The organism is Amycolatopsis mediterranei, assembly GCF_026017845.1.
Classification (GTDB): domain Bacteria; phylum Actinomycetota; class Actinomycetes; order Mycobacteriales; family Pseudonocardiaceae; genus Amycolatopsis; species Amycolatopsis mediterranei.
On record NZ_CP100416.1, the window covers coordinates 4,740,594 to 4,767,507 of the forward strand.

Consider the following 26,914-nt stretch of genomic DNA (forward strand, 5'->3'; position numbering starts at 1 on the left):
GGAGCCGGTGCGCAACGACGACGTGGCGATCATCGGGGTGGCCGCCCTGCTCCCGGGCGCCCACGGGCCGGACGCCGTGCACGACCTGCTCGCCGGCGGCCGGGACGTGGTCGGCCAGCCGGATCCGGACCGGTTGCGGGAGACCGGGTTCGCGGCCGGCTCCGGCTACCTGCCGATGGGCTACCTCGACCGGATCGACCGCTTCGACCACCGGTTCTTCGGCGTGCCGCCGGCCGAGGCCGCCTGGATGGACCCGCACCAGCGGCTGATCCTGCAGCTGGCCCACGAAGCCCTCGAGAACGCGTGCTACGCCCCGCAGGCCCTGCGCGGCTCGCGCACGGCGGTCGTCCTCGGCAGCTCGCGGTCGGACTACGAAGACCTCTTCGACGAGGAGGACCCGCAGCAGATCCTCGGCATCATCGGGGCGGCACTCGCGGCGCGGATCAGCTACCGGCACGACTTCACCGGCCCCGCGCTCGTCCTCGACACCGCGTGCAGCGGCAGCCTGGTCGCGGTGGCCCACGCCGTCGCCCTGCTGCGCAGCGGGGCCGCGGAACTGGCGCTGGCGGGCGGCGTCAGCGTGCGGCCGGTGCCGATCCGGGCGGCCGGGCACGTCCCGGTCCGCGGCGTCGAATCGCCCGAGGGCCGGTGCCGCCCGTTCGACGAGAAGGCCACCGGCGCGGTCGGCGGCGAAGGCGGCGGCATCGTCGTGCTCAAGCCGCTGCCCGCCGCGCTCGCCGACGGCGACCACGTGCACGCCGTGCTGAAGGGCATCGCGGTCAACCACAACGGCTACCGGATGGCCAGCATGAGCGCGCCGAGCCGGGCGGCCCAGACCGAGGTGATCACCGCGGCCTGGGCCGACGCCGGCGTCGACCCGGCCACCGTCGGGTACGTCGAGTGCCACGGCTCGGCCACCCCGCTCGGCGACGTCGTCGAGGTCGAGGCCCTGCGCCAGGCCTTCCTCGACGCGGGGGTGACGACGCCGTCCTGCGCGATCGGCTCCATCAAGGGCAACATCGGGCACCTGGACAACGCCGCCGGGGTCGCCGGGCTGGTCAAGGTGCTGCTCAGCGTGCGACGCGGCGTCCGGTACCCGACCGCGCACTTCGAGACGCCCAACCCGCTGATCGACTTCGACGGCCCGGTGCGGGTCAACCCCGCCTTCGGCCCGTGGGACGGCGAAGGGCCGCGGCGCGCGGGCCTGAGCTCGTTCGGGCTGACCGGGACCAACGTGCACGCCGTCGTCGAGGAGCCTCCACCGCCCGCGGAGCCCGCCGAACCGGCGGAGACGAGCCACCTGGTCACGGTGTCGGCGAAGTCGGCCTCCGCGCTCGCGACCTATCGCGACCGCCTCGCCGCCTTCGCCGAGGAGAGCGGGCACGGCGTGCTCGCCATCGGCCACGCGATGAACCGGGGCCGCGACGACCACCCGTTCCGGATCGCCGTGGTCGCCGATGAGCCCGCCGGCCTGGCGGCGGCACTGCGGTCGGCCGCCGTCCCGGACGCGCCGGCCGCGGACGACCCGCCGGTCGTCCTGCTCTTCTCCGGCGACGGCGGCGTCGAACCCGAGCTCTGGGCGGACCTGTGCGCGGCGTGGCCGGTCCTCGGCGACGACCCGCTGCCCGACGGGCCGGGCCCGCGGCTGGTCGCCGTCCACCACGCCCTGCACCGGCTGGCCCGGTCGCTGGGCATCCCCGACACCCACCTCGTCGGCTCGGGCGCGGGCAACCTGTCGGTGCGGATCGCGCGCGGCGAACTGTCCCTCGTGGACGGGTTGGCGGCCGCGGCGGGCCGGGCCGTCGGGCCCACCCTCGACTCCGGACGGCTGGCCGAGGCGGTGCGCGGGTTCGTCCGCGACGGCGCGGTGCTGGTCGAACTGGGCACCGGCGGCGTGCTGTCGCGCACGATGCGCCGCTTGGCGCCCGAACTCGGCTGCGTCGAGCTGATCGCCGGAGCCGGCCGTCGGGCGGTGCTGCGGCAGCTGGCGTCGCTCTACCGGCTCGGGGTCCGGCTCGACTGGGACCGCCACTACGCCGGTGCGGCGGTGCCGCGGATCGAAGCCCCGGCCTACCCGCTCGAAAGCGTCCGCTGCTGGTGCCGCCCGCCGGGCGCACAGGCCGTCGAAAGCCCCGCCCCGGCACCACCACCCGCCGTCGTGTCCGATATGGACACCGAGCGCCGGGTCGCCGACGTGTGGGCCCGCGCGCTGGGCGAGGACGAGCTCACCGGGGCATCGGACTACTTCGCCCTCGGCGGGACGTCGATCGCGGCGATCACCGCGCTGCGGACGATGGAACGCGACTTCGGTGTCGAGCTGACCTTCGCCGACCTGTACGGCCACACGACCGTGCGGGCCTTCGCCGCCCGCATCGAGGCGGTGCGGGCCGAGCGCGGGCCGTCCGGGGACATCCCCGCCATCACGGTGCTGCCGCGCGGCGGCCCGCTGCCGCTCTCGGCGGGCCAGGAACAGCTGTGGTACCTGGACCGGCTGAACCCCGGCAGCGCGCTCTACAACATCCCGCACGACCTGCGGCTGTCCGGCCCCCTCGACGAAGCCGCGCTCACCGGCGCGGTGCACGACCTGCTCGCCCGGCACGAGGTGCTGCGCACCTGCATCCCCGACGAGGACGGCGTTCCCTTCACCCGGCTCGCCGAACCCGGGCCCCGGCTCGTCGTGCACGACCTGAGCACGCTGCCCGAAGCGGAGCGGAACGCGGCGGCGCATCGGCTGGCCGACGAGGAAGCCGTCCGCCCGTTCGACCTGGCCACCGGCCCGCTGGTCCGGATCACCCTGGTGCGCCTGGCCGAAGACGACCACGTCCTGTTGTGGACCTACCACCACATCGTCTTCGACGGCTGGTCGCCGACGATCTTCTTCCGCGACTTCACCGAGCTGTACCAGGCGCGGCTGGCCGGCCGGGCGCCGGACCTGCCGGAGCTGCCCTTCCAGTTCGCCGATTTCGCGGCCTGGCAGCGGAAGCGGCTGACGGGGGAGACCCTCGAGCGCGGCCTGCGGTTCTGGCGCGCCGCGCTGGCCGGGCCGCCCACCGCGCAGCTGCCACTGGACCGGCCTCGCCCGGCGGCTCAGACCTTCGACGGCGACCTCGTGGAGTTCACCGTGGCCGAACCGGCGGCCGAAGCCGCCCGGAAGTTCAGCCGCGAACACGGCGTGACGACGTTCGTCACGATGCTCGCCCTGGTCGACACCCTGCTGCACCGCTGGGCCGGGTTCACCGACGTCGTCGTCGGGGTCGCCACCTCAGGCCGGACCCACCCGGCGACGCACGACCTCATGGGGTACTTCAACAACCTGCCGCCGTTCCGCACCCGGGTCGAGGGATCGCTGTCGTTCACCGACCTGGTCCGGCGCTGCGCGGACACCGTCGCGCAGGTCCTCGACCACGAGGAGATCCCGCTGGAGAAGATCGTCTCGGCGGTGTGCGGGCCGCGCGAGCCCGGCCGCCAGCCGCTGTTCGACGTCGCCTACACCTACCAGAACGTCCCGCAGGACACCGCCGAGCTGGGCGGCCTCGGCTGCTCGCGCTTCTCCGACGGCGGCACGGTCGCCGGGATCGCGCCGGGCACCGCGAAGTTCGACCTGACGGTCGGCGTCATCGACCAGCAGGACGGGCCGATGGACGGCTACTTCGAGTACGCGACCGCCCTGTTCGACCGGGAAACGGCGGCGGCGCTCGCCCGCCTGCTGCCCGGCCTGCTCGACGCCGTGCTGCGCGAACCCGGCTGCCCGCTCGATGCATTGCCGGCCGTCGACGGCGAGCCGGTCCCCGCCACCCGCCACCGGGAGCCCGCCATGACCGCACCTTCGCCCGTGGACAGTGACCCCGTCACCCACGCCGAACGGGTCCTCGCCGCGATCTGCGCGGACCTGCTGACCGGCGGCCCGGTCTCGCCGAAGGACAACTTCTTCGACCTCGGCGGCGATTCGGTCCTCGGGGTCCGGGTGGCCGCGCGGGCGGCGAAGGACGGCGTCCACTTCACCCCGCAGCAGCTGCTACAGTGCCGCACGCTCGGCGAGCTGGCCCGCGCCGCCGTCGTCGACGGCCCGGCCCCCGTGCCCTCCGGAGCGCCGATCTCCGCCGCCGCGCCCGAGCCGCTCCAGGTGATCCCGCCCACCCCGATCCCGCCCACCCCGATCATGCTCAGCTTCCTGCACCGGATGCCGGACGACGTCGGGGACTTCGTCGACGTGCACACGGTGGAAACCACGCCCGGGATCGGCGCGGCCGCGATCCGGACGGCGATCGGGCACCTGCTGACCCTGCACGAACCGCTGCGCTACCGGGTGCGGCGCAACGCGCTGGGCGCCCGGCTCGAGGTCGCCGACGTCACCGCGGCGGACGTGTTCGACACCATGGTGCTCCCGCCGCTGAGCACCGACGAGGAACTCGGGATCGTCGCCGACGACTGCCTGGCGATGAAGGCCGAGATGGACCCCGCGCGCGGGCCGCTGTTCCGCGTCCGCCACTACGACCGCGGCCGCGCCCGCGGCGGCCTGCTCGTGTTGCTGGTCAACCACTTCGTCTTCGACAACATGTCCACAGTGGTCGTTCTCGACGACCTGGACGTGCTGCTCGCCGACCTCGCGGCGGGTCGCACGCCGGTGCCGGCGCCGCGGCCGCCGCGGTGGCGGGAATGGGCCGAGCACCTGCGGGCGATGGCCGCTTCGGACGACCTCGCGGCGGAGCTGACCTACTGGACGGCGACGCTGCGGGCCGGCGCCGCCGCCGGGACCATCGGCGGCTCGCCCGGCGACGGCATCACCGCCCGGACCTTGGCCGACCCCGCGGTCGCGACGCTGCTGTCCGCCGGGGGCGCGCAGGGCCGCGAGGCGGCGCTGTGCGCGGTGTCCTGCGGCCTGGCCCGGTGGCAGGACGCGCCGAGCGCCTTCGTGATGACCGAAGGGGAGGCCACCCCCAACCCGTTCCGGCTGGCCGGGCGCGGCCCGTCGGTGGGCTGGTTCACCACCCTGCACCCGCTGGTGCTGCCGGTCGAGCCGGGCACCGCGGCCCGGGACTGCCTGCCGGAGATCACCGACCGCGCGCGGTCGGTGCCGAACGACGGCGTCGGCTACGGCATGCTGCGCCACCTCTCGCCGGACTCGCCGGGCACCGCGCGGCTGCGCGCTCTGCCCGAACCGGAGGTCCTGGTGCTGCACGGCCCGAGCGACACGTCGGCCTTCGACTCCGGCGTCCGCCTGCTGCGGACCCGCTGGGACCTGTCGGTGAACCTCAAGCGCGCGGTCGCGTCCTGGTTCCCGCTGGTCGTCACGAGTGCGGTGCGCGACGGCGCGCTGCGGCTGGCCGTGGCCGGTGGCGTCGGCCAGGAGCGGCTGGACGCGCTCGCCGACGAGATCCTCGGCGCCTTCACCGAACTCGCGTGATCGCGCTCGCCGCTTCGGCCTGGTACCTGCCGGAGACGTCCCTGGCCGTCGCCGACCTGCCGGAGCTGGGCACGCTGTCCGACGCCGAGCGCGCGACCTGCGCCGCACTGGGCATCGACCGCGTGGCCGCCGCCGACACGCTCACCGCGGCCGACCTGGCCGTCCGGGCCGGCCGGCGGGCGCTGGCCACCGCGGGCCTCGACGCCGGCGACGTCGACGTCGTCCTGACCGTGGAGCCGCGGGCCCCGCGGACGCTGGTCAGCTCGGAAGCCACCCGGCTGCAGGCGATGCTCGGCGCCGGGCGGGCGATGGCGTTTTCGGTCGGCGGCCTCGGCTGCGCGTCCCTCACCCCGGCGCTGCTCGCCGCGAGCGGGTTGCTGCGCGCCGACCCGGACCTGGCGAACGTGCTCGTGCTGCACGGGAGCAAACCCGCGACGCCAGGGCGCTACCGCCACCCCGTCACCGTCAACGGCGACAGCGGCGGCGCGCTTCTGTTGCGCCGACAGGGAAGTCTCCGGATCCGGGACATCCTGCTGGAGACGAACGGCGCCTACGCGGACCTGTTCCGCGTCGAATACCGCGACGAGGAGTTCGCGCGCTGGCGGGAGGAGTGCACCGACCCGGCGGTCTACTCGTTCCGGCTGGCCGTGGAGACCCGCAACCGGCTGCGGGCGCTGGTGACCCGCCTGCTCGGCCGCAACGGCCTGAGCCCCGCCGACGTCCCGTGCTGCCTCACCCAGAACCTGTCCACGGCGGCGTTCCGGAACTGGTCGGAGGCGATCGGCCGCCCGATCGCGAAAGCGTGCTTCGGCAACCTGGCCCGCTACGGCCACCTCGGGCCCAACGACGTGTTCTTCAACCTCTCGAGCGCCCGGGAAACCGGGGAGTTCGACGGCCGTGCGGTGCTGCTCAACATCAGCCCGGCCGCGGCCTGGAGCGCGCTGCTGGTCACCACCGACGACACGACCGCCCACGAGCTGTGAGCCCGGGGCGGGCGGAAGCCGCCCGCCCCGGGTGGTTCACCGGACTACCGCGTGCAGGGGTTGCCCGCCGGGTGCGCGGCGGTGCCGTGCACGTCGGCCTGGGACTCCGCCAGCACGATCTTCGCCAGCGGGGTTTCCAGCGCCACGGCCTGCTGCTTCACGACGCCGTTCGCGATGGTCTGGCCGTTCAGCTTCAGCGAGCCGATGACCAGCGCGATGGTCACCGGGGCCGAGCCGACGGTGACCGGGACGCCGTTGATCTTCAGCGACGCCACGCTCGAGCTGCCGGTCAGCGCCGGGGCGAGGCCGCCCGGAGCCGGCTGGCAGGTCGCCGCCGCCTGGGACTGGATCACGCCCAGCTCGATGGTCAGCCCGACCGTGCTGATCACGGTCTTGTCGATCTTGGCCGACGCCTGCGCGTGGTCACCGGCCGCCGGGGCCGCCGACTGGTTGTCGGGGGCCAGGTCGGTCGAGGCCGTCAGCGCGTGGGTCTGCACCTTGATCAGGCCCGCGTTGAGCGTCGCGTCGAGGACGGTCTGGCTGTCGTCGGCGCAGGGCAGGTTCGCCGGGTTCGCCACGGCCGCGGTGATGCCGATGACGTTCGCGGCGGTGCCGGTGCAGGAGAAGACGCCGTCGCGGTCGTCGTCGACGATCGTGCCGACGCCGGTCGGGTCGATCAGCCCGGCGCCGGACGGCGCCGACAGGGTGACGGTGAACGTCTCGTCCGGCTCGTCGACGGTGTCCGGGTTGACCAGGACGGTCACCGGCTTGGTCGTTTCGCCGGGGGCGAAGGTCACGTCACCGCTGGCGGCCTGGTAGTCGGCCGGTGCGGTCGCCGTGCCGTTCGCGGTGGCGTAGTGCACCGACACCGGGTTCGGGCTGGCGCCGCCGAGCAGCGACACGGTGAAGGTGGCCGGCACCGGCGCGCCGCCGGAGCCCTCGTTCACCGTGACGTCGTTGATGCTCAGGCCGAGCACGCGCACGGTCGTCGTCTCGACGAACCCGCGGGACATGCCGTCGACCAGGTAGTCGACCGTGCAGTGGTAGGTGCCGGGTGCGGCGTCGGCCGCGGCGGCGACCTTCTCGGTGAACGTCGCGACGTCCCCGCTGGGCACCTTGACGCTCGCCGGGGTGTTGGTGAGCGTCAGCTGCGGGTCGCAGGTGGTGACCTTCGGCGTCACCGTGACCTCGATGGACTTGATGCCGTCGAGGATGGCCTGCGACACCTGGTTCGACGGCACGTTGTTCAGCAGCACGCCGCCGGTGGCCGTGGCGATCGCGCTCGCCTGGCCGTCGGCGTCGAGCGCGCCGACGTTGACCGCGACCACGCGGATGTTCGCCGCCTTGAGCGCGTCGATGGTCTGGGCCAGGGTGTGCCCGCCGCTGGGGTCGTGCGACGGCGCGTCGCCGAACCAGGCGATGATGCGGGTGCCGTCCGGGCGGAAGGTGACCGCGCCGGAGGCCAGCTCGTAGAGCGCGTTGAGGTCGGCTTCCGGCAGGTCGCCACCGCCGGAGGCAGCCCACTGGTTGATCCCGGCCTGCACCGCGGCGGTGTCGCCGGTGATGCCCTGGTTGACCTTGAACGGCACGGAGTCGGTGAAGTCCTTGTACTCCGCGACGCCGAACTGGGCGGTCGGCTGCGCGGCGAGCACGTCCCCGGTGATGGCACCGGCGTTCGTGCGGACGTTGGTGATGGCGCCGCTCATGCTGCCGGTGGTGTCGGCGAGCAGGACGAGGTCGGGGTTCGGGGGGACGGCCGAGGTGGTGACGTGCTTGGTGACGGTGCTGCTCTGCCCGGCGGAGAGCGTGAGGTCGACGGTGGCCGGATCGACCCCGGGCGGCGCCGCGGCCGCCACCGCGGCCGGGGTGAGCAAGGCGCTGACCGTGGTCAACGCGACGAACAATGATCTCCGCGACATGGACTTCCTTCCGAAGGCCGGTTTATTGCGGGTTGCCTCGGGAAGACGGAGAAAGCCGGATTTCGTTAGCAGCGGGGGAAGGCGTCACTCGGAGCGCCCTGTGTCAAGGAGCTCAACGGGTTGCGGCGCCGGATCCGGGCTACCCAAACCAGGGGTGCACTGCGCCGGAACACCGAAGATCGCCGGGTGGGATTCACTCTGTTCAGCGACGCTCCGGCACGCCGGGTGCCGCGTGATCTTCGCCGTCACGGCGGTTTTCGCGGTGCGGGAAGCGAATTTCCGCCCGGATGTCGTAACGCGGGACGCGGTCAGCGGCCCGTCTTGCCCGCCCGGCCGAGGTCGGCGAGCACCGCACGGGCCGCGCGGGTTCCCGACGCCAAGGCGCCCTGGAGGGAACTCGTGTCCCGGTGGTCCCCGCACACGTACCGGCCCTCACCCAGGCGGACGTCCCGCCGGAGTTCGTGCGGTGACGGCATGGCCGGGAGCGCACGGGCGATCTCGTACCGGGCGACCAAGGGCCAGCGCGTCGCGTCCGTGCGGTACATCCGGCCCAGCGCCCGGCGCACCTCCGGCTCCGGCAGCGCCGTCAACGCCGACGCGCTCACCAGCGCGGCCCCGCGGGGCGCGTAGCTCGGGCACACCTCGCTGAGCACACTGGTGCTGGTGACCGGCCCGCCGCGCGCGTCGATCATGATGACCGGCTCGCGCAACGGTGACCGCGGTGGGGCGAAGTACCACGTCGTCCCGGTGTTCCAGCGCGGCTCCGCGACGCCGGTGAGCCGGGCGGCCGTGGAGCCGTCGGTGGCGACGATGACCGCGCGGGCCGTCCACACCTCGCCGCCCGCCGTGCGGACGCGGCCCGGCCGGACCTCCTCGACCGGCGTGCCCAGGTGGACGGCCGACGTCGGCAGCGCCCGGGCGAGCTGCCGGGGCAGCTCACCCATGCCCAGGGCCGGCAGCGAGGGGGCCGACCGCAGGAAGCTGCGCCACACCAGCTGGAAGAACCGGGCCGAGGTGGTCAGTTCGCGCTCCAGGAACACCCCGGACAGGAACGGCCGGAACACGGTTTCCACCGCCCGCGCGGACACCCCGGCCCGGCGCAGTTCGTCGGAGGTCGTGCGGTCGGCGCGGTCGATGATCGACTGCACCGGACCCGCGACGACGCGGGCGGACAGCGCGGCGAGCGCGGCCAGGTCCTTCGCCGACAGGTAACGCCGGGCCGCGATGTCCCGGATCGCTTTCGGTGTGTCGATCGGGTTCCCGAGCAGCGAGACCCGGTCGTGGTCGGCCACCCGGACCGCGCGCCGGAACCGGCCGAGGTCCAGGGCGCCGACGTCGGCCAGGCGCCGGATTCCCGGGTAGGCCGGGTTGAGGACCTGGAACCCGCGGTCGAGGCGGAAGCCGTCGACGACGTCGGTGCGCACGCGGCCGCCGACGTCGTCCGAGGCCTCCAGCACCGTGCTCGGCACCCCGGCCCGGTGCAGGGTGAGGGCGGCGGCCAGCCCGGCGAGCCCGGCGCCGACGATGACGGCTTCGTGGTCCGGCATCCCGCTCACCCGCCGAAGTACTTCGTCGCGGCGAGCCGGTTCAGCAGGCCGATGCGGCCGCGGTTGGGCACCGAGCGCAGCGGGTGCCCGGCGAGCCCCCAGCCGGCCAGGAGCGTGTTGGCCGCGGCCCAGCCGGTGGTGGCCGCGCGTTCCATCAGCGCGACCGGGAGGTCGATCCGCACGCCGTCACCGGCCAGCGCCAGTGCCGGGTCCGGGGTCCCGACCGTCGGACGCCGCTCGAAGTCGCCGAGGCCGAAGAGCGGGCAATCCTCGCGCCACAGGGAAATCGACGCCGTCACCCGCGCGCCGAGCGTCTCGGGGTAGATCGCGTGCAGCCGGTCGTCCACGGCCTTCACCAGCGTCTCGCGGTCGTCGGTGGTGGCCGCGTACGCGTGCAGCTCCACGACCGAGCCGCCGGTGCGCGCCGCCCACCGCCGTGCCTCGCCCTCGTAGCGGTCGAGCAGGCTGATGTTGTCCAGCGGCGGCACGCTCCCGGTGCCCAGGAACGGCGGCCGGGTGACGTCGGCGGGCCGGTCGAGCCAGAGCCGGCGGACGAGGAACGGCGGTGCCGTGCGCAATCCGGCCACGGCCGCCCGCCACTCCGGCGTGCCGAGGCCGGGGGAGGCGGCGACGATCTCGCGCAGCCCCCGCACGTCACAGGCGAGCACGACACTGTCGAACTGCGCGGTGTCCTCCGCCGTCGTGACCGCGAAGCCGCCGGAGGTGCGGTCGAGCGAGGCCACCGGCGTGCCGGTCCGGATGGTCACCCGGCGGTCGGCCAGGTATCCGGCGAGGGGGTCCCACAGCGCCTGCGGGAACGGCTCGGTAGGCACGTCGAACACGAGACCTTCGCTGGAGCCCAGGAAGTACAGGTGGAACATGGTCGCCAGCTCCGCCGCGGACAGCTCGCGAGGATCGGCGAAGAAGCTCCGCGAGAACACCTCGAACGCCAGGTGCTTGGCCGCTTCGGGGAAGTTGATCGCGTCGAGGAAGCTCGCGGCGTCGGTCCCGTCGAGCCGGCGGTAGGTCTCCGGGACGCTGACCGTCGCCAGCGGCAGGGCACCGCGGCCGTTGATGCGCACCAGGTCCTTCCGCGTGAACGTCGGGCTGCGCCAGGCGAACGCCAGCGCGTTCCACGGCGGCGTCCGGGGGAGACCCGCGAAGGTGTCCGTGCGGCCTTCGGCGTCCAGCAGCGGGTAGTCGGCCAGCGGGGTCAGCCGGTCGAGCCGGGGATCGGTGCGCATGAGCAGCGACCGCAGGTTGTAGTACTGGCGGAAGAAGGCGTGGAAGCCCCGGCTCATCGTCACCGCGGTGCCGTCCGGCAGCCGGTCGGCCCAGCCGCCGACCCGCCCGCCGAGGTGGCCGTCGCGCTCGAAGAGCGTCACCGTGACCCCTCGCTCGGCCAGGCCGGTGGCCGCGGTGAGGCCGGCGATGCCGCCACCGACGACCGCCGCCGTCGGGCGCCGGCCGAGCAGCCCGGCGTCGGCCAGGCCGGGCGGGGCCGGCCGCGTCTCGATCCGGCGGTCGGTGCCGAGGGGGCGGGTCACGGGTGCTCCTGCGGGTTGCTGCCGAGGACGGTGTGGACGACGCCGTTCTGCCAGCCGGGCATCGTGGCGGTGCGGACGTCGGTGAAGCCGGCGTCGGTGAGCCGGCCGGCGAGCGCGGCGATCCCGTCGAATTCGCACACGCTGCGGCGCAGGTGGCGGTAGAGGGTCGCGTCGCCGGTGGTGACCTTCCCGAGCGGGATGATCACGCCCGCGCACACGGCGTTCCACACCCACCGGGCGCGCCGCGAGTCGTGGACGGAGTACTCGTGGACCGCGATGCGGCCGCCGGGACGCAGCAGCCCGCGCAGCCGGCGCAGCTGCCGGGTCGGCTCGGTGAGGTTGCGCAGCAGGTACGCGGCCAGGATCGCGTCGAACGGGCCGGAGATGCCGTCGAGGTCCTCGACCGGCGTGTGGACGAAGGTGACGCCGTCCGGCCAGTCCTTCGCCCGGGCTTGGGCGAGCATTTCCCCGGAGGCGTCGAACGCGGTGACGTCGGCGCCGGGCGCGGCAGACACGAGCGCCGCCGTCGACGCGCCGGTGCCGCAGCCGGCGTCCAGCAGCCGCAGGCCCGTCCCGTCGGCCGGCAGCTCCAGCCGCCGCGCCGAGAGCCGCAGGTGCTCGTGGTAGCCCGGATTGGCGCCGACCAGCCGGTCGTACCACCGCGCTTCGGTGTCGAAGGCCGACGGCACCGCACCGCGCGGGAGACCGTCCTTCGCCATCGCGTTCATGCTCGCTCCCGTCGGGGGCCGGCTCGTTCCCACAGCAGCAGCACGGCGGTCACGAGCGCGAAGCCGAAGAGGAAGTCTTCGACCGGGATGTCCCAGGGCACCCGCCAGTTCGTGATGTGCTGCGGGGCATAGCGCACGATCGGGTCGGAGAGCTTGGTCAGCCGGCCGTCCACCGGGATCTGGAACGCCGTCACGATGGCGATCGTGATCCAGTAGGCGGCCCGGCGGAACAGCCCCGTGCGCAACAGGAAGAGCTCGGCCAGCACGACCGCGGCCACGGCGGCGGCCGCGGGCACGGTGTAGCCCCACGGGATCACCGGCGGACCTCCTGCCTGCCGAACCGCCGGAGCACCGCGAGGGTGAGCTGGACGATCTCGTACGTCAGCACCCCGCAGATGGGGATCACCACGAAGAACAGGACTTCCTCCAGCGGCACGGCGAAGGGGGCGCGCAGGCCGGTGACGTGCTCGGGCGCGTAGTCCCAGACGCCGCCGGCGATGGCCAGCGCGTCCCAGACGAGGAACACCAGCGCGACCGGCAGCACCGCGCGCGCCAGCCGCCGGGGCTGCCGGTAGCCGCGCGCGCCCGCGAGCTCCAGCGGCAGGGTGACCAGGACGCAGGCGGCCAGCACGACGAGGTATTCGGCCTTGCCCACTCAGCCCACCGCCACCGGGAGCGCCGGCGCGGGGTGGCGCCGCCGGGCCCACTGCGTCCGCGCGACCGCCCCGCACGCCACCGCCAGCCGCTGCCCGCGGGAAACCGCCGCGCGCCCGGCGAAGACGTCGTGGCCGGCGTCCTCGATGCGGTCGAGGATGCCCCCGTACAAGCGCGCCGCCGTGGCCACGCACGGGCGGGAGACCGGGTGGAGCATCGCGATGCCCGGCTGCGCCTCGGCGTAGATGTCGCGGGTGACGGCGATCTGGTTGCGGATCGCGGCCCGGACCGGCTGGTCGGCCCGGCCCTGTGCGGCGCACCAGTGCAGCCGGTCGCGGTCGACGCCGTGCACGGCCAGTTCGTCGGCCGGCAGGTAGACGCGGCCGCGGCCCAGGTCCTCGCCGACGTCGCGCAGGAAGTTGGTGAGCTGGAAGGCCTTGCCGAGCGCGGCGGCCCTCGGCTCGGCCTCCGCGCGCGGGGCGACGGTGCCGAGCACCGGCAGCACCTGCAGGCCGATCACCTCGGCCGAACCGTGCACGTACGTGTCGAGTTCCGCGCGGGTGGCGTAACCGGTGACGGTGAGGTCCATCCGCATCGAGGTGAAGAAGGCCTCGAAGTACGCCTTGGCGAGGGTGTACCGGGCCGCCGTGTCGATCACCGCGGTCAGCAGCGGGTCGTCGCTCGCACCGGCGTCGAGGTCGGCGAGGAAACGCTTCTCGACCTTCTGCAACCGGGCGTCGAGTGTTGCGGGCGTGGCGTCTTCGGCCGGTTCGTCGACGATGTCGTCGAGCCAGCGGGCGAAGCCGTAGAGCGCGTGGATCGCCGGTCGCTGTGCGGGGGTCAGCAACCGCGTCGCGAGGAAGTACGTGCGGCCGTGCCGGGCGTTGAGCTCGCGGCACCACGTGTAGGCCGCGCGCAGCCCGGGCTCGCGGATGCCGGCGGCGTCGAGTTCGCGTCGGGTCATCGGGTCCCTCCGGTGATCCGGTCGGCAGCCAGTCTGCCGGAGATGAGCACGGTCGGCACCCCCACGCCGGGCACGGTGGCCCCGCCGGCCAGGACGACGTTGTCCGTTCCGCGGGGGAGGTTCCGCGGCCGGAACGGCCCGGTCTGCCCGAACGAGTGGGCGTAGCTGAACGGCGTCCCGGCGACCAGGCCCCGGTCCGCCCACTCGGCCGGGCCGATCACGTGGGTGAACTCCGGTTCGAAGCCGGGGAGGAGCCGGGCGCGGGCCACGTCGAGGACCTCTTCCGCGTAGGCGTCCGTCTCGGTCGCCCAGTCCGCGGGGCCGCGGTCGAGGTTGGGCACCGGGGCGAGCACGGAGTAGAGCTGGCGCCCGGGCGGGGCGAGGCCGGGGTCGGAGGCGGTCGGCCGCGTGATCAGCAGCGACGGATCGCTCATCCGCCGGCCCTGGGAGATGAGCTCGTCGAAGGTCGAGCGCCACCCGTGCCCGAAGGAGATGGTGTGGTGCGCGACCTCGGGGTGCGTGCCGGGGCCGCCGGCGTGCACGACGAGCGCGGACGGCGCGGCTCGCAGCGGGACCGGCCGGCGTGGCGGCCGGCCGAGCAGCCGGTAGCTCTCGGGCAGTTCGGTGGTGAGGACGACGGCGTCGCACGGGTAGCGGGCCCCGGAAGCGGTGCGGACCGCGGTGACGCGGGACCCGGCGCGTTCGAGTTCGCCGACGGCGTCGCCGTAGCCGAACTTGACCCCGGCGTCGGCCGCGACGCGGGCGAGCGCCTGCGGCAGGGCCGCGATGCCGCCGGGCGGGAAGTACACCCCGCCGACGGTGTCCATGTACGAGATCACCGCGTACAGAGCCAGCGCCCGCATCGGGGATTCGCCCGCGTAGAGCGCCTGGAAGGTGAAGACCCGCTTCAGGCGTTCGTCGCTCAGGAACCGGCCGACCCGGCCGTCGAGCCGCCGGAACCCGCCCAGGGCCACGAGCCGGGCCAGTTCCGGCCGGAGCATGCCGAGCGGGGAGTCGATGTTCGCGTCGATGAACCGGCCGAATTCGGCTTGGTAGAGCCGGGTCAGCCATTCGCGCAGCCGGGTGTAGCCCGCGGCTTCGGCAGGACCGGCGAAGTCGCGGACGGCATCGGCCATCGCGGCCGCATCGGTGTGCACGGGCAGCGTGCTGCCATCGGCGAACCGGGCGACGTAGGCGGGGTCGAGCCGGGCCAGCGGCAGTTCGCTGGTGAGCTCGGCCCCGACGGCGGCGAAGGTGTCACTGAGGATGGACGGCATGGTGAGCACGGTGGGGCCGGTGTCGAGCTGGTAGCCGTGCCTTTCGACGCGCCCGGCGCGGCCGCCGGGGCCGGGATCCCGCTCGAGAACGGTGACTTCCCGCCCCCGCCCGGCCAGATGCAGGGCGGCGGCGAGCCCGGCCAGCCCGGCCCCCACGACGACGACGCGGTTCGCCGGCCCCGGAACGGTTTTCATCGGTCGCGCTCCGTGCAACGGGCCGCCAAGGCAGCCAGCAGGTCGCCGGCGTGGCGGGGGACCACCGCCGGGTCGATCGCCGCCAGGGCTTTGTCGGCCCGCTCGCGGATCAGCTCGCCCATGCGGTCCCGGGCGCCGGTGGCCACGATGAGTTCCCGCCAGCGTGCGACCGCCTCGTCGTCCACCGTTTCCAGCTCCAGCAACTCGGCGAACTCGGCCTGCCGGCGCCGGTCGGCCATCGCCGCGGCGAGCACCACCACGCTGGATGCCTTGCGCTCGCGCAGGTCCTGCCCGGCCGGCTTGCCCGTGACGGCCGGGTCGCCGAACACGCCCAGCAGGTCGTCGCGGAGCTGGAACGCCTCGCCCACCAGGCCGCCGAACTCGCCGAGCCCGGCCATCAGCTCCGGGCCGCAGCCGGCCAGCGCCGCCCCGAACTCCAGCGGTCGGCGGACGGTGTAGTTGCCGGACTTGCGGCGCAGGACGTCGAGCAGGGTGTCCCAGCTGGGCAGTGCCCGCGCGTCGTTCACCAGGTCGGCGAGCTGGCCGACGGCCAGTTCGGCCCGCATCGCGTCGTAGTGGCCCCAGCCCCGCGCCAGCTGCTCCGCCGCCAGCCCGCTTTCGCGCAGCATCTGCTCAGACCACACCAGGAACAGATCGCCGAACAGGATCGCGGCGGACTCGCCGAACCGCGGCGCCGAGCCCGCCCAGCCCTGCTCCTCGTGCCAGCGGGCGAACCGGACGTGCAGCGCGGTGCGGCCGCGGCGCAGCGCCGAGCCGTCCATCACGTCGTCCTGGACGAGGGCGAAGCAGTGCAGCAGCTCCAGCGCGGCGGCCGCGCGGACGGCGGCGTCGGATTCCGGTTGCCCGCACCGCCACCCGACGTACGCGAAAAGCGGGCGGAGACATTTCCCGCCCGCCACGAACTCCGGTACCGCGGTTTCCGCGAGCGCTCCCTCGCTGCGTCCGGAAAAATGTTCCTTCGCTCGCGCGCTCACGAATTGGTGCGCCTCGGCGAGGCAGCGGCGGCCCAGTGCGTCCAGCGGCTCGGCGGGCGCGTCGTCGTCCGCGGGGGCCACCCCCGTCGTCATGGTCGCGGTCATCCGGCGCCCCTCCTGCTCTCGGCCTATTCGATTCGCAACCGTTTCACATGTGGTGTAGCTTGTCTACTGGAACCCGACAAACACCAGCTGAACCGCGTGATCGCCACACTTTGCGCGGCCGATTGCATCGGTGTTGAATCGGAGCGACTTCTCTGAGGACGGGACGGCGATGCCACACGCCGTCCCGGCGGGCCTGCCGTGTGCGGGCCCCGCACCCGGCGGCGCCCCGCCCACACCTGGGCGTCGCCGGGTGCTCGTCGTGCATTGTCATGCCCATTTGTCATCGGAACAAACATCGATTACCGGGGTGTCGGAAATATCGCGACCGAGCTGCACCAGGCTATCGCCGCCGGTCTATTCTGCTTTCGTGATGGTTTCGCGGACTGCCGCATTCACCCGGCGCCACCCCGCCCCGCCTGCCCTGACCGCTTGGCTCTGCGCCGCGGCGACGGTCCTCTGCCAGATCCTCTACTCGGTGACCGACCCGGGCGGCCGGACGTCGCTCACCGTGCTCACAGTGTTGTGCTTCGCGGCGGCGTCCCTCGCCGACGCGTGGTCCCGCTGCGGTGCCCGGGCGGCGGTCACGCTGGCGGTCGTCGCGGGTGGCGGCGGATTGCTGGCCGAGGTGACGGGCCTGCACACCGGAGTGCCGTTCGGGCGCTACGAATACACCGGCCTGCTCGGCTGGCCGATCGCCGGCGTGCCGGGCATCGTCCCGCTGGCCTGGCTGATGATGGCGTGGCCGGCGCTGCTGGCCGGCCGCGCGCTGGCCGTCAAGCCGGCCGGCGTGGTCGCGGTGGCCGCGGGCGCGCTGGCGGCGTGGGACGTCTTCCTCGACCCGCAAATGGTGGACGAGGGGTACTGGATCTGGTCCTCGCCCGAGCCGTCGTTGCCGCTGGTGGCCGGAATCCCGATCACCAACTTCGCGGGCTGGCTGCTGGTCGCCGTCCTCATCCAGGCCGCGCTGCACCGCTGGGTGCCCCGGCCGCCGGACCCCATCCCGGGCCCGGCCGCCGGTCCGGCGCCCGCGTTGTACCTCTGGACGTGGTTTTCCTCGGTGTGGGCGCACTTCGCGTTCTTCGGCCGGCCGTGGGTGGCCGTCGCCGGGGGCGTGCTCATGGGTGCGGTCGCCGTGCCGTTCGCGATCCGGCTGGGGAGGGGATTCCGATGGGCGCGCGTGTCCGCGTGATCGTGCGCGCGGCCGCCTGCGCCGCGGTGGCCGGTGCCGCGCACGCGGCGTACAACGCGCGGATCGTCCGGACGCCGCGCGAGGGGCCGGCCCGGTGCCGCGAAGCCGTGTCGATCCTGCTGCCGCTGCGCGACGAGGCCGACCGCGTCACCCCCACCCTGCGGTCCCTGCTGGCGCAGCGCGGCCTCGACGACGTCGAAATCCTGGTGCTGGACGACTGTTCCGGTGATGGGACAGCGGACGTCGTCCGCCGGGTCGCCGGCTCGCGGATCACGCTGCTGACCGGCGCCGAGCCACCGCCGGGGATGCTGGGCAAACCGCACGCGTGTCACCAGCTGGCCCAGCGGGCGCGGGGGAGCGTGCTGGTCTGCGTCGACGCGGACGTCGTGCTGGCTCCCGACGCCGTCGCGGCCGCGGTTTCCCTGCTGCGCGAGGCGGATCTCGACGCGGTGTCGCCGTTTCCGCGCCAGCGCGCGGAGGGGCTCGGGGCCCGGTTGGTGCAGCCGTTGCTGCAGTGGTCGTGGCTGGTGCTGCTGCCGCTGCGGCTCGCCGAGACGTCCTCGCGGCCGTCGCTGGCCGCGGCCAACGGCCAGTTCTTCGTCATCGACGCCGCCATGCTGCGCAAGTGCGGCGGGTTCGCGGCGGTCGCCGGCGAGGTGCTGGACGACATCGCGCTGATGCGCGCGGTCAAGCGGGCGGGCGGCCGCGGGGTGGTCGCGGACGGCAGCCGGGTCGCGGAGTGCCGGATGTACGCGACGGGGGCGCAGCTGCGGGAGGGCTACACGAAGTCGCTGTGGTCGGCGACCGGTTCGGCTCCGGCGGCGGTGGCGATCGCCGGGCTGTTCCTGGTGGTCTGGGTGCTGCCCGCCGTGGCGGCCTTGGGCGGCTCGCGGGCGGGCATGGTGGGGTACGCGGCGGGCGTCGCCGGGCGGGTCGTGGCGGCTCGGCGCACCGGGGGCCGCGTCTGGCCGGACAGCCTGGCCCACCCCGTGTCGGTGCTGGCGTTGGCCGGGCTGATCGGCCGGTCGTGGCGGGCGCGGGTGGCGGGCCGGCTGGTCTGGAAGGGCCGTGCGCTGTGAGCGCCGTCGTCGTGGTGGGTGGTGGCATGGGCGGCCTTGCGGCGGCGGCCCGGCTCGCCGCGGCCGGGCACCGCGTCACCGTGCTGGAGCGCTCGGCGTCGTGCGGGGGCAAGCTCGCCACGTTCACCCGGGACGGCTTCACCTTCGACACCGGTCCCTCGCTGCTCACCCTGCCCTCGGTGTACCGCGAACTCTTCGCGGCCACCGGCGCCGACCTGGACGAGCTGGTCGACATCGTCCCCGTCGACCCGGCCTGCCGCTACCGGTTCGCCGACGGCACCGAACTGGCCGTCCCCCACGAGCGGGCGGCGGTCCCCGACGCGCTCGAAGCGGCCTTCGGCGGCGGCGCCGGCGAAGAGTGGCGCGGGTTGATACGCGACGCGGAGCGGCTCTGGGGCCTGGTCGGCGAGCCGGTCCTGCGCCGTCCGCTGAACGGCACCGGGGATCTGCTCAAGCACGCCAGGAGCGTCCGGGACCTGGTGGCGATCGCGCCGTGGCGCACCTTGCGCGGGATCGGCCGCCGCCTGAGCGATCCGCGCGCCCGGATGCTGCTGGACCGCTACGCGACCTACACCGGCTCGGACCCGCGGCGGCTGCCGGCCGTGCTGAGCGTCGTCCCGTTCGTGGAGCAGGAATTCGGCGCCTGGCACGTCCGCGGTGGCCTGCGCCGCCTGGGGGACGCCCTGCTGGGCCGGCTCGCCGCGCTGGGCGTCGAAGTCCGGACGGGGGCGGAGGTAGCCGCGATCGAGACCGGTCCGGCCGGCATCCGCGGCGTCCGGCTGGCGGACGGCGAGCGGCTCGCGGCGTCGGTCGTGGTGGCCAACGCGGACGCGGCGCACGTTTACGACGACCTCCTCGACGACCCCCGCACCCGCCGGCCGCGGCGAGCCCTGCGGCGGACGCAGCCGTCGTCGGCCGGGTTCGTGCTGCTGCTCGCGTTGCGCGGCACGACCCCGGATCCCAGCCACCACCGCGTGGTGTTCCCGGCCGCCTACGACGCCGAATTCGACGCGATCTTCGGCCGCGCACCCCGGCCGGTCGACGACCCGGCGGTCTACGTTTGCGCGCCCGCCGACCCGCAGCTGCACCCACCGGGTTGCGAAGCCTGGTTCGTGCTGGTGAATGCCCCACGCCACGACCCGGCGGCCGGCGTCGACTGGACGGCTCCGGGCCGGGCGGAGCGGTACGCGGACCGGGTGCTCGAGGTCCTGGCCGAGCGAGGCCTGGACGTGCGCGACCGGCTGCTGTGGCGCGAAATCCGCACGCCGGCCGATTTGGAACGCACCACGGGAGCACCGGGCGGCGCGATCTACGGCCCATCGTCGAACGGCCCCCGGGCAGCACTGCTCCGCCCGTCGAACGCGACGCCGGTACCAGGGTTGTATCTGGCCGGCGGCTCGGCTCATCCCGGCGGCGGCCTGCCGCTGGTGGCGATGTCGGCGGAGATCGTCGCGCGACTGATCGGGCCGGCCGAGCGCCACGAAAGCAGCGGCGGCCGCGGCCGATGAGCCCCTGGCGGCGGCCGACCGCGGCGGCGCCGCTGGTGGCGGCGCATCGCGCCGACGGCCGCAAACCCGGCGCATGCCCCGCATCAAACCCGGCGCATGCCCCGCATCAAGGGCGGCGCCCCTGGCGGGCGGCCCACCTCGGCGCCCACCCCAAGCGGCGCCCAGCCCGAAACCACCCCCCGCTTGCCCTCCGCCGGAAGCTCCCTCAGCCGCGGTCCTCGCCCCGCTCCTCACTCCGCCCGAACGCCCGCGCGACACCCACCCACAGATGGGCCGAGCCGATGAGTGACAGTCCGGTCCCCAGCACCGCGCACGTCGTGCCCCACGGCCAGCCCGTCCACGGCGTCCCGGCCGGCGCCAGTGCCGCCCCGGTGACCGCGACCGCCGGCACGATCAGCCGGGTCGGGCGCTCGGCCACCGTGATCGCGCCCGCTCCGCGCAGGCCCGCCGCCTGGGCGCGGGCGCGGATGTACTCGTGCAGCAACAGCAGCGTCCCCATCGCCGCGCACCACGGCGCCGGTGCGCCGAGGACCAGCAGCACCGCCACGAAACACAGTTCCGTCAGCCGGTCCGAAGCCGCGTCGAGGACCGCGCCCAGCGGGCGGGCCCGGCCGGTGCGCAACGCCACCGCGCCGTCCAAGCCGTCGAACACCCCCGTGGCCACGATCGCCGCCGAGGTGAGCCACAGCGCGTCGCCCCCCAGCGAAGCCAGCCAGACCGCCGCCAGTGCGCTGAGCACCCCGCACCCGGTGAGCACGTCGGGCGGCACGCCCAGCACCGGACGGGCCAGCAGGTGGATCGCCCGCAACCAGCCGACGGCGAGCGCGCTGCCCGACACGTCATGCTCGTGCACCCGGGACCAGCCGGCGACCCCGTCGTCCTCTTCACGCGCCGGTGCGTGGACGTGAGCGCCCGGGAAGTGGCCCGCCGCGCGGCCGTCGTCCTGCGGGACGCCGGCCGGGAACTCCGCGGCCGGGACCTGTCCCTGTGGGCTGCCGGGGTCACGTTCTTCGCCGTGCTGGCCGTCGTCCCGCTGGCGCTCGTCGCGCTGCGGGGTGCGGCGTTCCTCGGATCGCCGGCGTTCGTCCGGGACGGCGTCTCGCGCTGGGCCGACGCGCTGCCGCCCGGCCACGGGTCCGGTCCGGCGCTCGAAGCCCTGGCCACGGCCGCCCTCGGCACGCCGTGGACCGCGCTGCTCGTGACGCTGCTGCCGGCCACCTTCTACGGCGAAGGCCTGCTGCGCGGCCTGGTCCAGGTCGCCGGGCAGCCCGCCGGGGCCCTCGTCGGCTGGCGCGGGCGCCTGATGTTCGTGCCCGTCCTCGTGCTCAGCCCGACCCTGGCGATCGCGCCGCTGGCCACCGCCGACCCGGTGGCCGGCCTCTACACGCGCGGCGGCTGGGCGACGTTCTGGGGCATCACGCTGTCGTTCCACATCGACTGGCTGATCATCGCCGCGGTGACCGCGATCGTGTTCGCCGGCAGCGCCCCGCGTGGCGTGCGCCGGGGGCCGCTGGTGGCCGGCGCCTTCGCCGTGGCCGCCGTGCTCGCCGGGTTCTTCCACGGGTTCCTCCTGTTCCTGGCCATCCCGCTGGACTGGAGCGTGCCGTTCGGCGGCCTCACGGCCGTCGGTGCGGTGTCGGCGCTGATCCTGTGGCTCTACCTGCTTCACGTGCTGCTCCTGCTGGGGTACCGGGTGACCCTCAGCGCCGAGCGCACTCGTCTCGGAGCCATCCCCGAAATCGATGCAAGTACGAGCGAGCATTCCCGCAGGCCGAGCTGATACGGCCGATTCGAAGGTCCACCGCCACTCGCAAAGCGTTGCACAAGCGCTTCGAGTGGGCCATCATCGGTCGTACCGAGGGGGTCGGCGCGGGTGACCAGTGGCGGGTGGGCGAGTGACGACCAGACCGGAACCGGAGGTCATCGACCGCGCCTCGTGGTGGACGACGGGACAGGTCGCCACCGCGCTCGGGGTGTCGCCCGTCCTCCTGCGCGCGTGGGACGGCCGCTACGGCCTCGGGCCGGCCCGTCGCGGGCCGGGCGGCCAGCGGCTCTACGGGCCGCGCGAGCTGCAGCGGCTGCGGCGGATGAGTGCCCTGGTGAACCAGGGCGTCCGGGCCGGGACCGCGGCCGGCCTGGTCCTCTCCGAAGCCGTGAGCCCCGCGCAGTCCCGTCTCCTGGCCGACGAGATCGACCAGGCCGCGGCGGCCGTCGACCTGCCCACGCTGGCCGGCTTGCTCGACGACCTGCTGGCCGGGCACGGCACGATCGCGGCCTGGGTCGACGTGCTGGCTCCGGTGCTGCGCCGGCAGGGGGAGCGGTGGCAGGCCGGGGAAAGCGCCTTCGCGGCCGAATGGGCGCTGGCCGGAGCGGTCTCGGCGGCGCTCGAGCGCCAGGCGGGCCGCGTCCCCCTGCCGCCGCCGCGGGACCGGCCGGTGCTGCTGGCCTGCTGCGCGACCGAGCGGCATCCCCTCCCGCTCCAGGTGCTGTTCACGGTGTTGCGGGAAGCCGGTATCCCGGTGGTGTTCCTCGGCGAGATGGTGGCACCCGGCGTCGTCGTGCGGACGGCGGTCCGGCTCGACCCGGCGCTGGTGCTGCTCTGGTCGATGACGCCCTACACCGCCGACGCCCCGCTGCTGGCCGAGCTCGCCCGCCGGGACGTGCCGGTGCGCGCGGCCGGGCCGGGCTGGAACTCGGTCGGCGGCCGGGTCGGCCCGGTGCTCGACGGCCTGCGGGGCGCGCTGCGGGCGGTCTCCGCGCACACCGGGCGGGCGTGGCCATGACCGGGCCGACGCACGGCAACAACCCCAGTACCGGATAAACTGTGAGTTGAGTCACAAAGCTCCTTCCGGTGGGTGCTTCCGGGGTGCCGGGAGTATCGGACGGGCGCCGGATGCCGTATCCGTGGAAGCGGACACAGCCGGTCGCAGGCTGTTCCGCGGGGCGTCACCGCGCGGTGGCCGCCCCGGCGGACGTCCCTGGCGTGTGGAAACGTGGTGTTGATGGACGTCGACGCGGTGAGTGGCCGGGACGGGCCCCGGGCCGGGGGTTCGTGGACACCCGGCAAGGTCGCCGAACTGCTCGGCGTCTCGCCGGTGACGCTGCGCACCTGGGCCGCGCGCTACGGCGTCGGCCCGACGCTGCGTGACGACGGGCGGCACCGGCGGTACTCCGACGCCGACGTCCGCCGCCTGCAGTACATGCAGCGGCTCATCGAACGCGGCATGCGGGCCAGGGAAGCCGCCGCGGCGGCGTTCTCGAGTGCCGGCGAAGCGGTCCCCGAAGTCTCGGTCGACCGGCACATCGAAGAGCTCGAGCGCGCCGCGGAAGGCCTCGAATTCGCGTCGCTGGCCGCGCTGCTCGACGAAACGCTGGACGCGCTCGGCCCGGCCTCGGCGTGGACCGAGGTGCTCGTCCCCGTGCTGCGCCACCTCGGCGGCCGCTGGCTGCGCGGCGACGTCTGCTTCGAGGCCGAATGGGCGCTGACCGGCGAGATCTGCCTCGCGCTGCAGCGCTACAGCGCCGGGTTCGCGAACACCCCGCCCGGCCGGGCAGTGCTGCTGGCCTGTTGCCCGGAGGAGCGGCACAGCCTGCCGCTGGAGGTGCTGCGGGCCGCCATGGTCGAGGTCGGCATCCCGGCGGTCCACCTGGGCCAGATGGTGCCCGCCGAGACGACGGTCGCGATCGCCGCCAAGCTCGACCCGGTCGTGGTGTTCCTGTGGTCGATGTCCGCCAACACCGTCGACGACCTGCTCGTCCAGCGGCTGCGGCGGCGTGGTTTCGACATCGCCACGGCGGGCCCGGGCTGGGAGAACCGCACCGAGCGGGACATTCCGTGGGTCAACGACCTGGCCGCCGCCCTCGAGCTGGCCATCGAACGCCTGAAGGCGTGAACCCACGTCCGAGGACCGGGCGAAAGCGTTGCGCAATCGCTCCACATGGCCGAGGATGACTCGCGTGCCGGTCGCTTCGGCCGGCCGTGGCAGGCGGGAGCGCGTCCGGTGGACCTCAAGCGGCAGGTGATCGAGCGGTGGCCGGCGCGGTGGCCGGTGCAGCCGTTCCGGGAGCCGGCCTGGGCCCGGCAGGAACCCACCTACGCCGGCTGCAGTCCCGCGCTGATCGAAGCCGCGGTGAAACGGGCGGGCGCCCGGCCGTCGGGCAACTGGTTCGTCTTCGCCGCCGGCCGGGAAATCCGCGCCGACCGGCCGTTCGACGTGCGCGTGGGCGGCCGCGAGCTGGTCGCGTGGCGCGGGCCGGACGGCGCGCTGCTCGTCGGCCCGGGGGCGTGCCCCCACCTCGGCGCGCCGCTGGCGCAGGCGCGCGTGCACGGCGGCGAGCTGGTCTGCCGCTGGCACGGGCTGCGCGTGGGCGCGGACCGTCCCGGGTGGACGGCACTGCCGTCCTACGACGACGGTGTGCTGGCCTGGGTCCGCCTCGACCGGATCGGCGGCGAACAGCCCACCGAACGGCCGATCGTACCGGTCCGGCCGCCCGGGACCACGGTCGACGCCGTGGCGACGCTGGCCGGGGTCTGCGAGCCCGAAGACGTCGTCGCCAACCGCCTCGACCCGTGGCACGGCGCGTGGTTCCACCCGTACTCGTTCGCGAAGCTGCGCGTGCTGTCGGCGCCGGAGGGCGTCGACGTCCCCGAGGCCGAAGACCGGTTCGTGGTCGAGGTGACGTTCCGGCTCGCGGGCAAGATCGGCGTCCCGGTGGTCGCCGAGTTCACCTGCCCGGGCCCCCGGACCGTGCTGATGACCATTGTGGACGGTGAGGGCACGGGCAGCGTGGTGGAAACGCACGCGACCCCGCTCGGCCCCGGCTCCGACGGCCGCCCGCGCACGGCGGTGATCGAGGCGACGATCGCCGCCTCCGACCGGCCGGGTTTCGCCAAGGCGGCCCGCATGGCCCCGGTGCTGCGGCCGCTCATGCGCCGCGCCGCCGCCCGGTTGTGGCGCGACGACCTCGCGTACGCCGAGCGGCGTTACGCGTTGCGCGGGGACCACCGCTGATCCGGCGACCCACCGGACACGGAGGACGCCGGCTCAATCCTTGACCGCGCCCGCGGCCAGCCCCGTGCGCCAGAAGCGTTGCAGCGCCAGGAAAGCCAGGATCAACGGGATGATCGACAGCAGCGAACCGGTGACCACGACGGCCTTCAGGTCGGGGTCGCGGGTGATCTGGGTGTTCAGGGTGTACAGCCCGAGGGTCACCGGGTACAGCCGGTCGCTGGTCAGCATCACCAGCGGGAGCAGGAAGTTGTTCCAGATCGCCACGAACTGGAACAGGAAGATCGTGATCAGCGCCGGGGCCATCAGGCGCAGGCTGACCGTGTAGAACATGCGCACGTCACCGGCTCCGTCGATCCGGCCGGCCTCGAGCAGCTCGTCCGGGACCGACGCCGCCGCGTAGACCCGGGCCAGGTAGACCCCGAACGGGCTGATCGTGCTCGGCAGCAGCACCGACCACACCGTGTTCGTCATCCCGGCTCCGGCGAGCATCAGGAACAGCGGGACGGCGAGCGCGGTCGGCGGGACGAGCACCCCGGCGAGGATGGCGGAGAACGTGACGGCCCGCCCGCGGAAGGTGAACTTGGCGAGGGCGTAGCCGGCCATCGCCGACAGCAGCGTGGCCGCCGCCGCACCCACCACGGAGTACAGCGCGCTGTTGGCCAGCCACCGCAGGTAGAGGCCGTCGCCGAAGGTCACCGTGTCGTGCAGGTTGCGGCCGAGGTGGTTGCCGGAGAACCAGAGGCCGAACGTCGTGGAGAGGTCGGAGGCGGACTTCGTGGCGGAGATCGCCAGCCAGACCACCGGCAGCAGGAAGTAGACCGCGGCGACGAACATCGCCGTGGTCACCACGACGGACGAACTCCGGGTGCTCGGTCGGGTGCTCGGTCGGGTGGTCACAGGGCGGCCCTCGCGCGGGTGATCCGGAAGAACAGCCACGACAGGACCGCGATGAGGAGCGTGACGAGCACGCTCATCGCGGCGCCGAGGCCGTAGTTCTGGGCGGAAATCTGGGCGTAGGCGGCCATCGACGGGGTGTAGGACGACGAGACCGCGCTCGAAACACCCGCCATGACCTGGGGTTCGGTGAACAGCTGGAACGTGCCGATGATGGAGAAGACCCCGGTCAGCACCAGCGACGGCGCGATGATCGGCACCTTGATCCGCCACGCGATCGCCCAGCCGGACGCCCCGTCGAGCCGGGCCGCTTCGTAGAGCTGGGGCGGGATCGCCTGCAGCGACGAATAGAGGATCAGCATGTTGTAACCGGTGAACGTCCAGGTGACGATGTTCGCGATCGAGTACAGGATCACGGTGCCGGACAACAGGTCCGGGTGGATCCCGACCGGGTCCAGCAGCTGGTTGACCGGCGACAGGTTCGGGGCGTAGAAGAAGCCCCACATCACCGCGGCGATCACGCCGGGCACCGCGTACGGCAGGAAGAACGCCAGCCGGAAGAACCGCCGCAGCCGCACGACCGCCGAGTCCAGCGCCAGCGCCAGGAGCAGCGCGAGGCCGAGCATGACCGGGATCTGGATCACGCCGAACAGCAGGACCCGCCCGACCGAGCCGACGAACCCGGCGTCGCCCAGGGCCGCGGTGTAGTTGCCCAGGCCGGCGAACACCTCGACGGGACGGCCGTAGGTGGAGGTCCGGGTGACGGCGGTGAAGCTCTTCACGAGGGCCACGACGATCGGGGCCACGTAGAACACCGCGAACCCGAGCAGGAACGGGGCGAGCAGGAGCCAGGCGGCGCGGGCGCTGCTGCTCGCCCGTCGCCGGCGCGCCACCCGGGGGCGGGGTGGCGCGCC

General features: G+C 74.2%; 21 protein-coding genes. 9 read left to right on the forward strand and 12 right to left on the reverse strand.

Going from position 1 to position 26,914, the window contains the following annotated elements:
* Positions 1-7: 7 nt before the first annotated feature.
* Entirely contained in the window at positions 8-5,404 is a 5,397-nt protein-coding gene (locus ISP_RS21835; RefSeq protein WP_013225915.1) for a condensation domain-containing protein, read from the forward strand.
* Positions 5,401-6,387, forward strand: coding sequence for a 3-oxoacyl-ACP synthase (locus ISP_RS21840; protein ID WP_013225916.1), 987 nt, complete (start codon positions 5,401-5,403; stop codon positions 6,385-6,387). Before ISP_RS21835 ends, ISP_RS21840 begins: the two co-directional genes overlap by 4 nt.
* 44 nt (positions 6,388-6,431) lie before the next feature.
* Here ISP_RS21840 and ISP_RS21845 read toward each other — a convergent pair whose 3' ends face one another.
* The 9 genes from ISP_RS21845 to ISP_RS21885 all read right to left on the reverse strand — a co-directional run bounded on the left by ISP_RS21845 (position 6,432) and on the right by ISP_RS21885 (position 16,318).
* Positions 6,432-8,306, reverse strand: a complete 1,875-nt coding sequence (locus ISP_RS21845; protein WP_034285338.1) for a Calx-beta domain-containing protein — start codon at positions 8,304-8,306, stop codon at positions 6,432-6,434.
* Positions 8,307-8,614: 308 nt separating this feature from the next.
* Positions 8,615-9,853, reverse strand: a complete 1,239-nt coding sequence (locus ISP_RS21850) for an NAD(P)/FAD-dependent oxidoreductase (protein WP_176742232.1) — start codon at positions 9,851-9,853, stop codon at positions 8,615-8,617.
* A 5-nt stretch (positions 9,854-9,858) separates the two neighbouring features.
* A complete protein-coding gene (locus tag ISP_RS21855; RefSeq protein ID WP_013225919.1) occupies positions 9,859-11,400 on the reverse strand; it encodes an FAD-dependent oxidoreductase in 1,542 nt (513 codons plus the stop codon).
* Positions 11,397-12,128: a class I SAM-dependent methyltransferase gene (locus tag ISP_RS21860; protein ID WP_013225920.1), complete on the reverse strand. Its 732-nt coding sequence runs from the start codon at positions 12,126-12,128 to the stop codon at positions 11,397-11,399. Before ISP_RS21860 ends, ISP_RS21855 begins: the two co-directional genes overlap by 4 nt.
* The gene (locus tag ISP_RS21865) at positions 12,125-12,445 is read right to left on the reverse strand and encodes a lycopene cyclase domain-containing protein (protein ID WP_013225921.1); all 321 of its coding nucleotides are present in this window, start codon (positions 12,443-12,445) and stop codon (positions 12,125-12,127) included. The genes ISP_RS21860 and ISP_RS21865 overlap by 4 nt, the downstream gene beginning before the upstream one ends.
* Entirely contained in the window at positions 12,442-12,783 is a 342-nt protein-coding gene (locus ISP_RS21870) for a lycopene cyclase domain-containing protein (RefSeq protein WP_013225922.1), read from the reverse strand. The genes ISP_RS21865 and ISP_RS21870 overlap by 4 nt, the downstream gene beginning before the upstream one ends.
* Positions 12,784-13,746: a phytoene/squalene synthase family protein gene (locus ISP_RS21875; RefSeq protein ID WP_013225923.1), complete on the reverse strand. Its 963-nt coding sequence runs from the start codon at positions 13,744-13,746 to the stop codon at positions 12,784-12,786.
* Complete coding sequence (gene crtI / locus ISP_RS21880; RefSeq protein WP_013225924.1) at positions 13,743-15,218, reverse strand: phytoene desaturase family protein; 1,476 nt, start codon at positions 15,216-15,218, stop codon at positions 13,743-13,745. Before crtI ends, ISP_RS21875 begins: the two co-directional genes overlap by 4 nt.
* A complete protein-coding gene (locus ISP_RS21885; protein WP_013225925.1) occupies positions 15,215-16,318 on the reverse strand; it encodes a polyprenyl synthetase family protein in 1,104 nt (367 codons plus the stop codon). Before ISP_RS21885 ends, crtI begins: the two co-directional genes overlap by 4 nt.
* A gap of 370 nt (positions 16,319-16,688) precedes the next feature.
* Here ISP_RS21885 and ISP_RS21890 point away from each other — a divergent pair, with 370 nt between their 5' ends.
* From ISP_RS21890 to ISP_RS21900, 3 genes are read left to right on the forward strand one after another with little or no spacing between them, the layout of a single operon-like run.
* Positions 16,689-17,507: a carotenoid biosynthesis protein gene (locus ISP_RS21890; protein ID WP_013225926.1), complete on the forward strand. Its 819-nt coding sequence runs from the start codon at positions 16,689-16,691 to the stop codon at positions 17,505-17,507.
* The gene (locus ISP_RS21895; protein ID WP_013225927.1) at positions 17,486-18,586 is read left to right on the forward strand and encodes a glycosyltransferase family 2 protein; all 1,101 of its coding nucleotides are present in this window, start codon (positions 17,486-17,488) and stop codon (positions 18,584-18,586) included. The genes ISP_RS21890 and ISP_RS21895 overlap by 22 nt, the downstream gene beginning before the upstream one ends.
* Positions 18,583-20,094, forward strand: a complete 1,512-nt coding sequence (locus ISP_RS21900; protein WP_013225928.1) for a phytoene desaturase family protein — start codon at positions 18,583-18,585, stop codon at positions 20,092-20,094. The genes ISP_RS21895 and ISP_RS21900 overlap by 4 nt, the downstream gene beginning before the upstream one ends.
* 205 nt (positions 20,095-20,299) lie before the next feature.
* Here the strand turns inward: ISP_RS21900 and ISP_RS21905 are convergent, their stop codons facing one another.
* On the reverse strand, positions 20,300-20,947 hold the full coding sequence (locus ISP_RS21905) for a CDP-alcohol phosphatidyltransferase family protein (RefSeq protein WP_230468886.1): 648 nt from the start codon (positions 20,945-20,947) through the stop codon (positions 20,300-20,302).
* Between the two features lie 51 nt (positions 20,948-20,998).
* On the opposite strand from ISP_RS21905, the gene ISP_RS21910 reads away from it, so the two are divergent.
* The 4 genes from ISP_RS21910 (at position 20,999) to ISP_RS21925 (ending at position 25,106) form a co-directional block, all read left to right on the forward strand.
* Positions 20,999-21,874 (forward strand): YhjD/YihY/BrkB family envelope integrity protein, encoded by an 876-nt coding sequence (locus ISP_RS21910; protein WP_230468887.1) that lies wholly within the window; start codon positions 20,999-21,001, stop codon positions 21,872-21,874.
* Positions 21,875-21,989: 115 nt separating this feature from the next.
* Positions 21,990-22,877, forward strand: a complete 888-nt coding sequence (locus tag ISP_RS21915; protein ID WP_013225931.1) for a MerR family transcriptional regulator — start codon at positions 21,990-21,992, stop codon at positions 22,875-22,877.
* A gap of 219 nt (positions 22,878-23,096) precedes the next feature.
* A complete protein-coding gene (locus tag ISP_RS21920; RefSeq protein ID WP_013225932.1) occupies positions 23,097-23,987 on the forward strand; it encodes a MerR family transcriptional regulator in 891 nt (296 codons plus the stop codon).
* Positions 23,988-24,095: 108 nt separating this feature from the next.
* Positions 24,096-25,106, forward strand: a complete 1,011-nt coding sequence (locus tag ISP_RS21925) for a DUF5914 domain-containing protein (RefSeq protein ID WP_176742233.1) — start codon at positions 24,096-24,098, stop codon at positions 25,104-25,106.
* A gap of 33 nt (positions 25,107-25,139) precedes the next feature.
* On the opposite strand, the gene ISP_RS21930 is transcribed toward ISP_RS21925, so the two are convergent.
* Positions 25,140-25,955, reverse strand: a complete 816-nt coding sequence (locus tag ISP_RS21930; RefSeq protein WP_013225934.1) for a carbohydrate ABC transporter permease — start codon at positions 25,953-25,955, stop codon at positions 25,140-25,142.
* Positions 25,956-25,999: 44 nt separating this feature from the next.
* Positions 26,000-26,914: carbohydrate ABC transporter permease (locus ISP_RS21935; protein ID WP_265049911.1), on the reverse strand; the 915-nt coding region annotated here is incomplete at its 5' end.

Excerpts from the sequence above, each read along its gene's own strand:
- ISP_RS21845 (WP_034285338.1), bottom strand. The coding sequence starts at position 8,306 with ATGTCGCGGAGATCATTGTTCGTCGCGTTGACCACGGTCAGCGCCTTG.
- ISP_RS21850 (WP_176742232.1), bottom strand. The coding sequence starts at position 9,853 with ATGCCGGACCACGAAGCCGTCATCGTCGGCGCCGGGCTCGCCGGGCTG.
- ISP_RS21860 (WP_013225920.1), bottom strand. The coding sequence starts at position 12,128 with ATGAACGCGATGGCGAAGGACGGTCTCCCGCGCGGTGCGGTGCCGTCG.
- ISP_RS21875 (WP_013225923.1), bottom strand. The coding sequence starts at position 13,746 with ATGACCCGACGCGAACTCGACGCCGCCGGCATCCGCGAGCCCGGGCTG.
- crtI (WP_013225924.1), bottom strand. The coding sequence starts at position 15,218 with ATGAAAACCGTTCCGGGGCCGGCGAACCGCGTCGTCGTCGTGGGGGCC.
- ISP_RS21885 (WP_013225925.1), bottom strand. The coding sequence starts at position 16,318 with ATGACCGCGACCATGACGACGGGGGTGGCCCCCGCGGACGACGACGCG.
- ISP_RS21890 (WP_013225926.1), top strand. The coding sequence starts at position 16,689 with ATGGTTTCGCGGACTGCCGCATTCACCCGGCGCCACCCCGCCCCGCCT.
- ISP_RS21895 (WP_013225927.1), top strand. The coding sequence starts at position 17,486 with ATGGGCGCGCGTGTCCGCGTGATCGTGCGCGCGGCCGCCTGCGCCGCG.
- ISP_RS21920 (WP_013225932.1), top strand. The coding sequence starts at position 23,097 with ATGGACGTCGACGCGGTGAGTGGCCGGGACGGGCCCCGGGCCGGGGGT.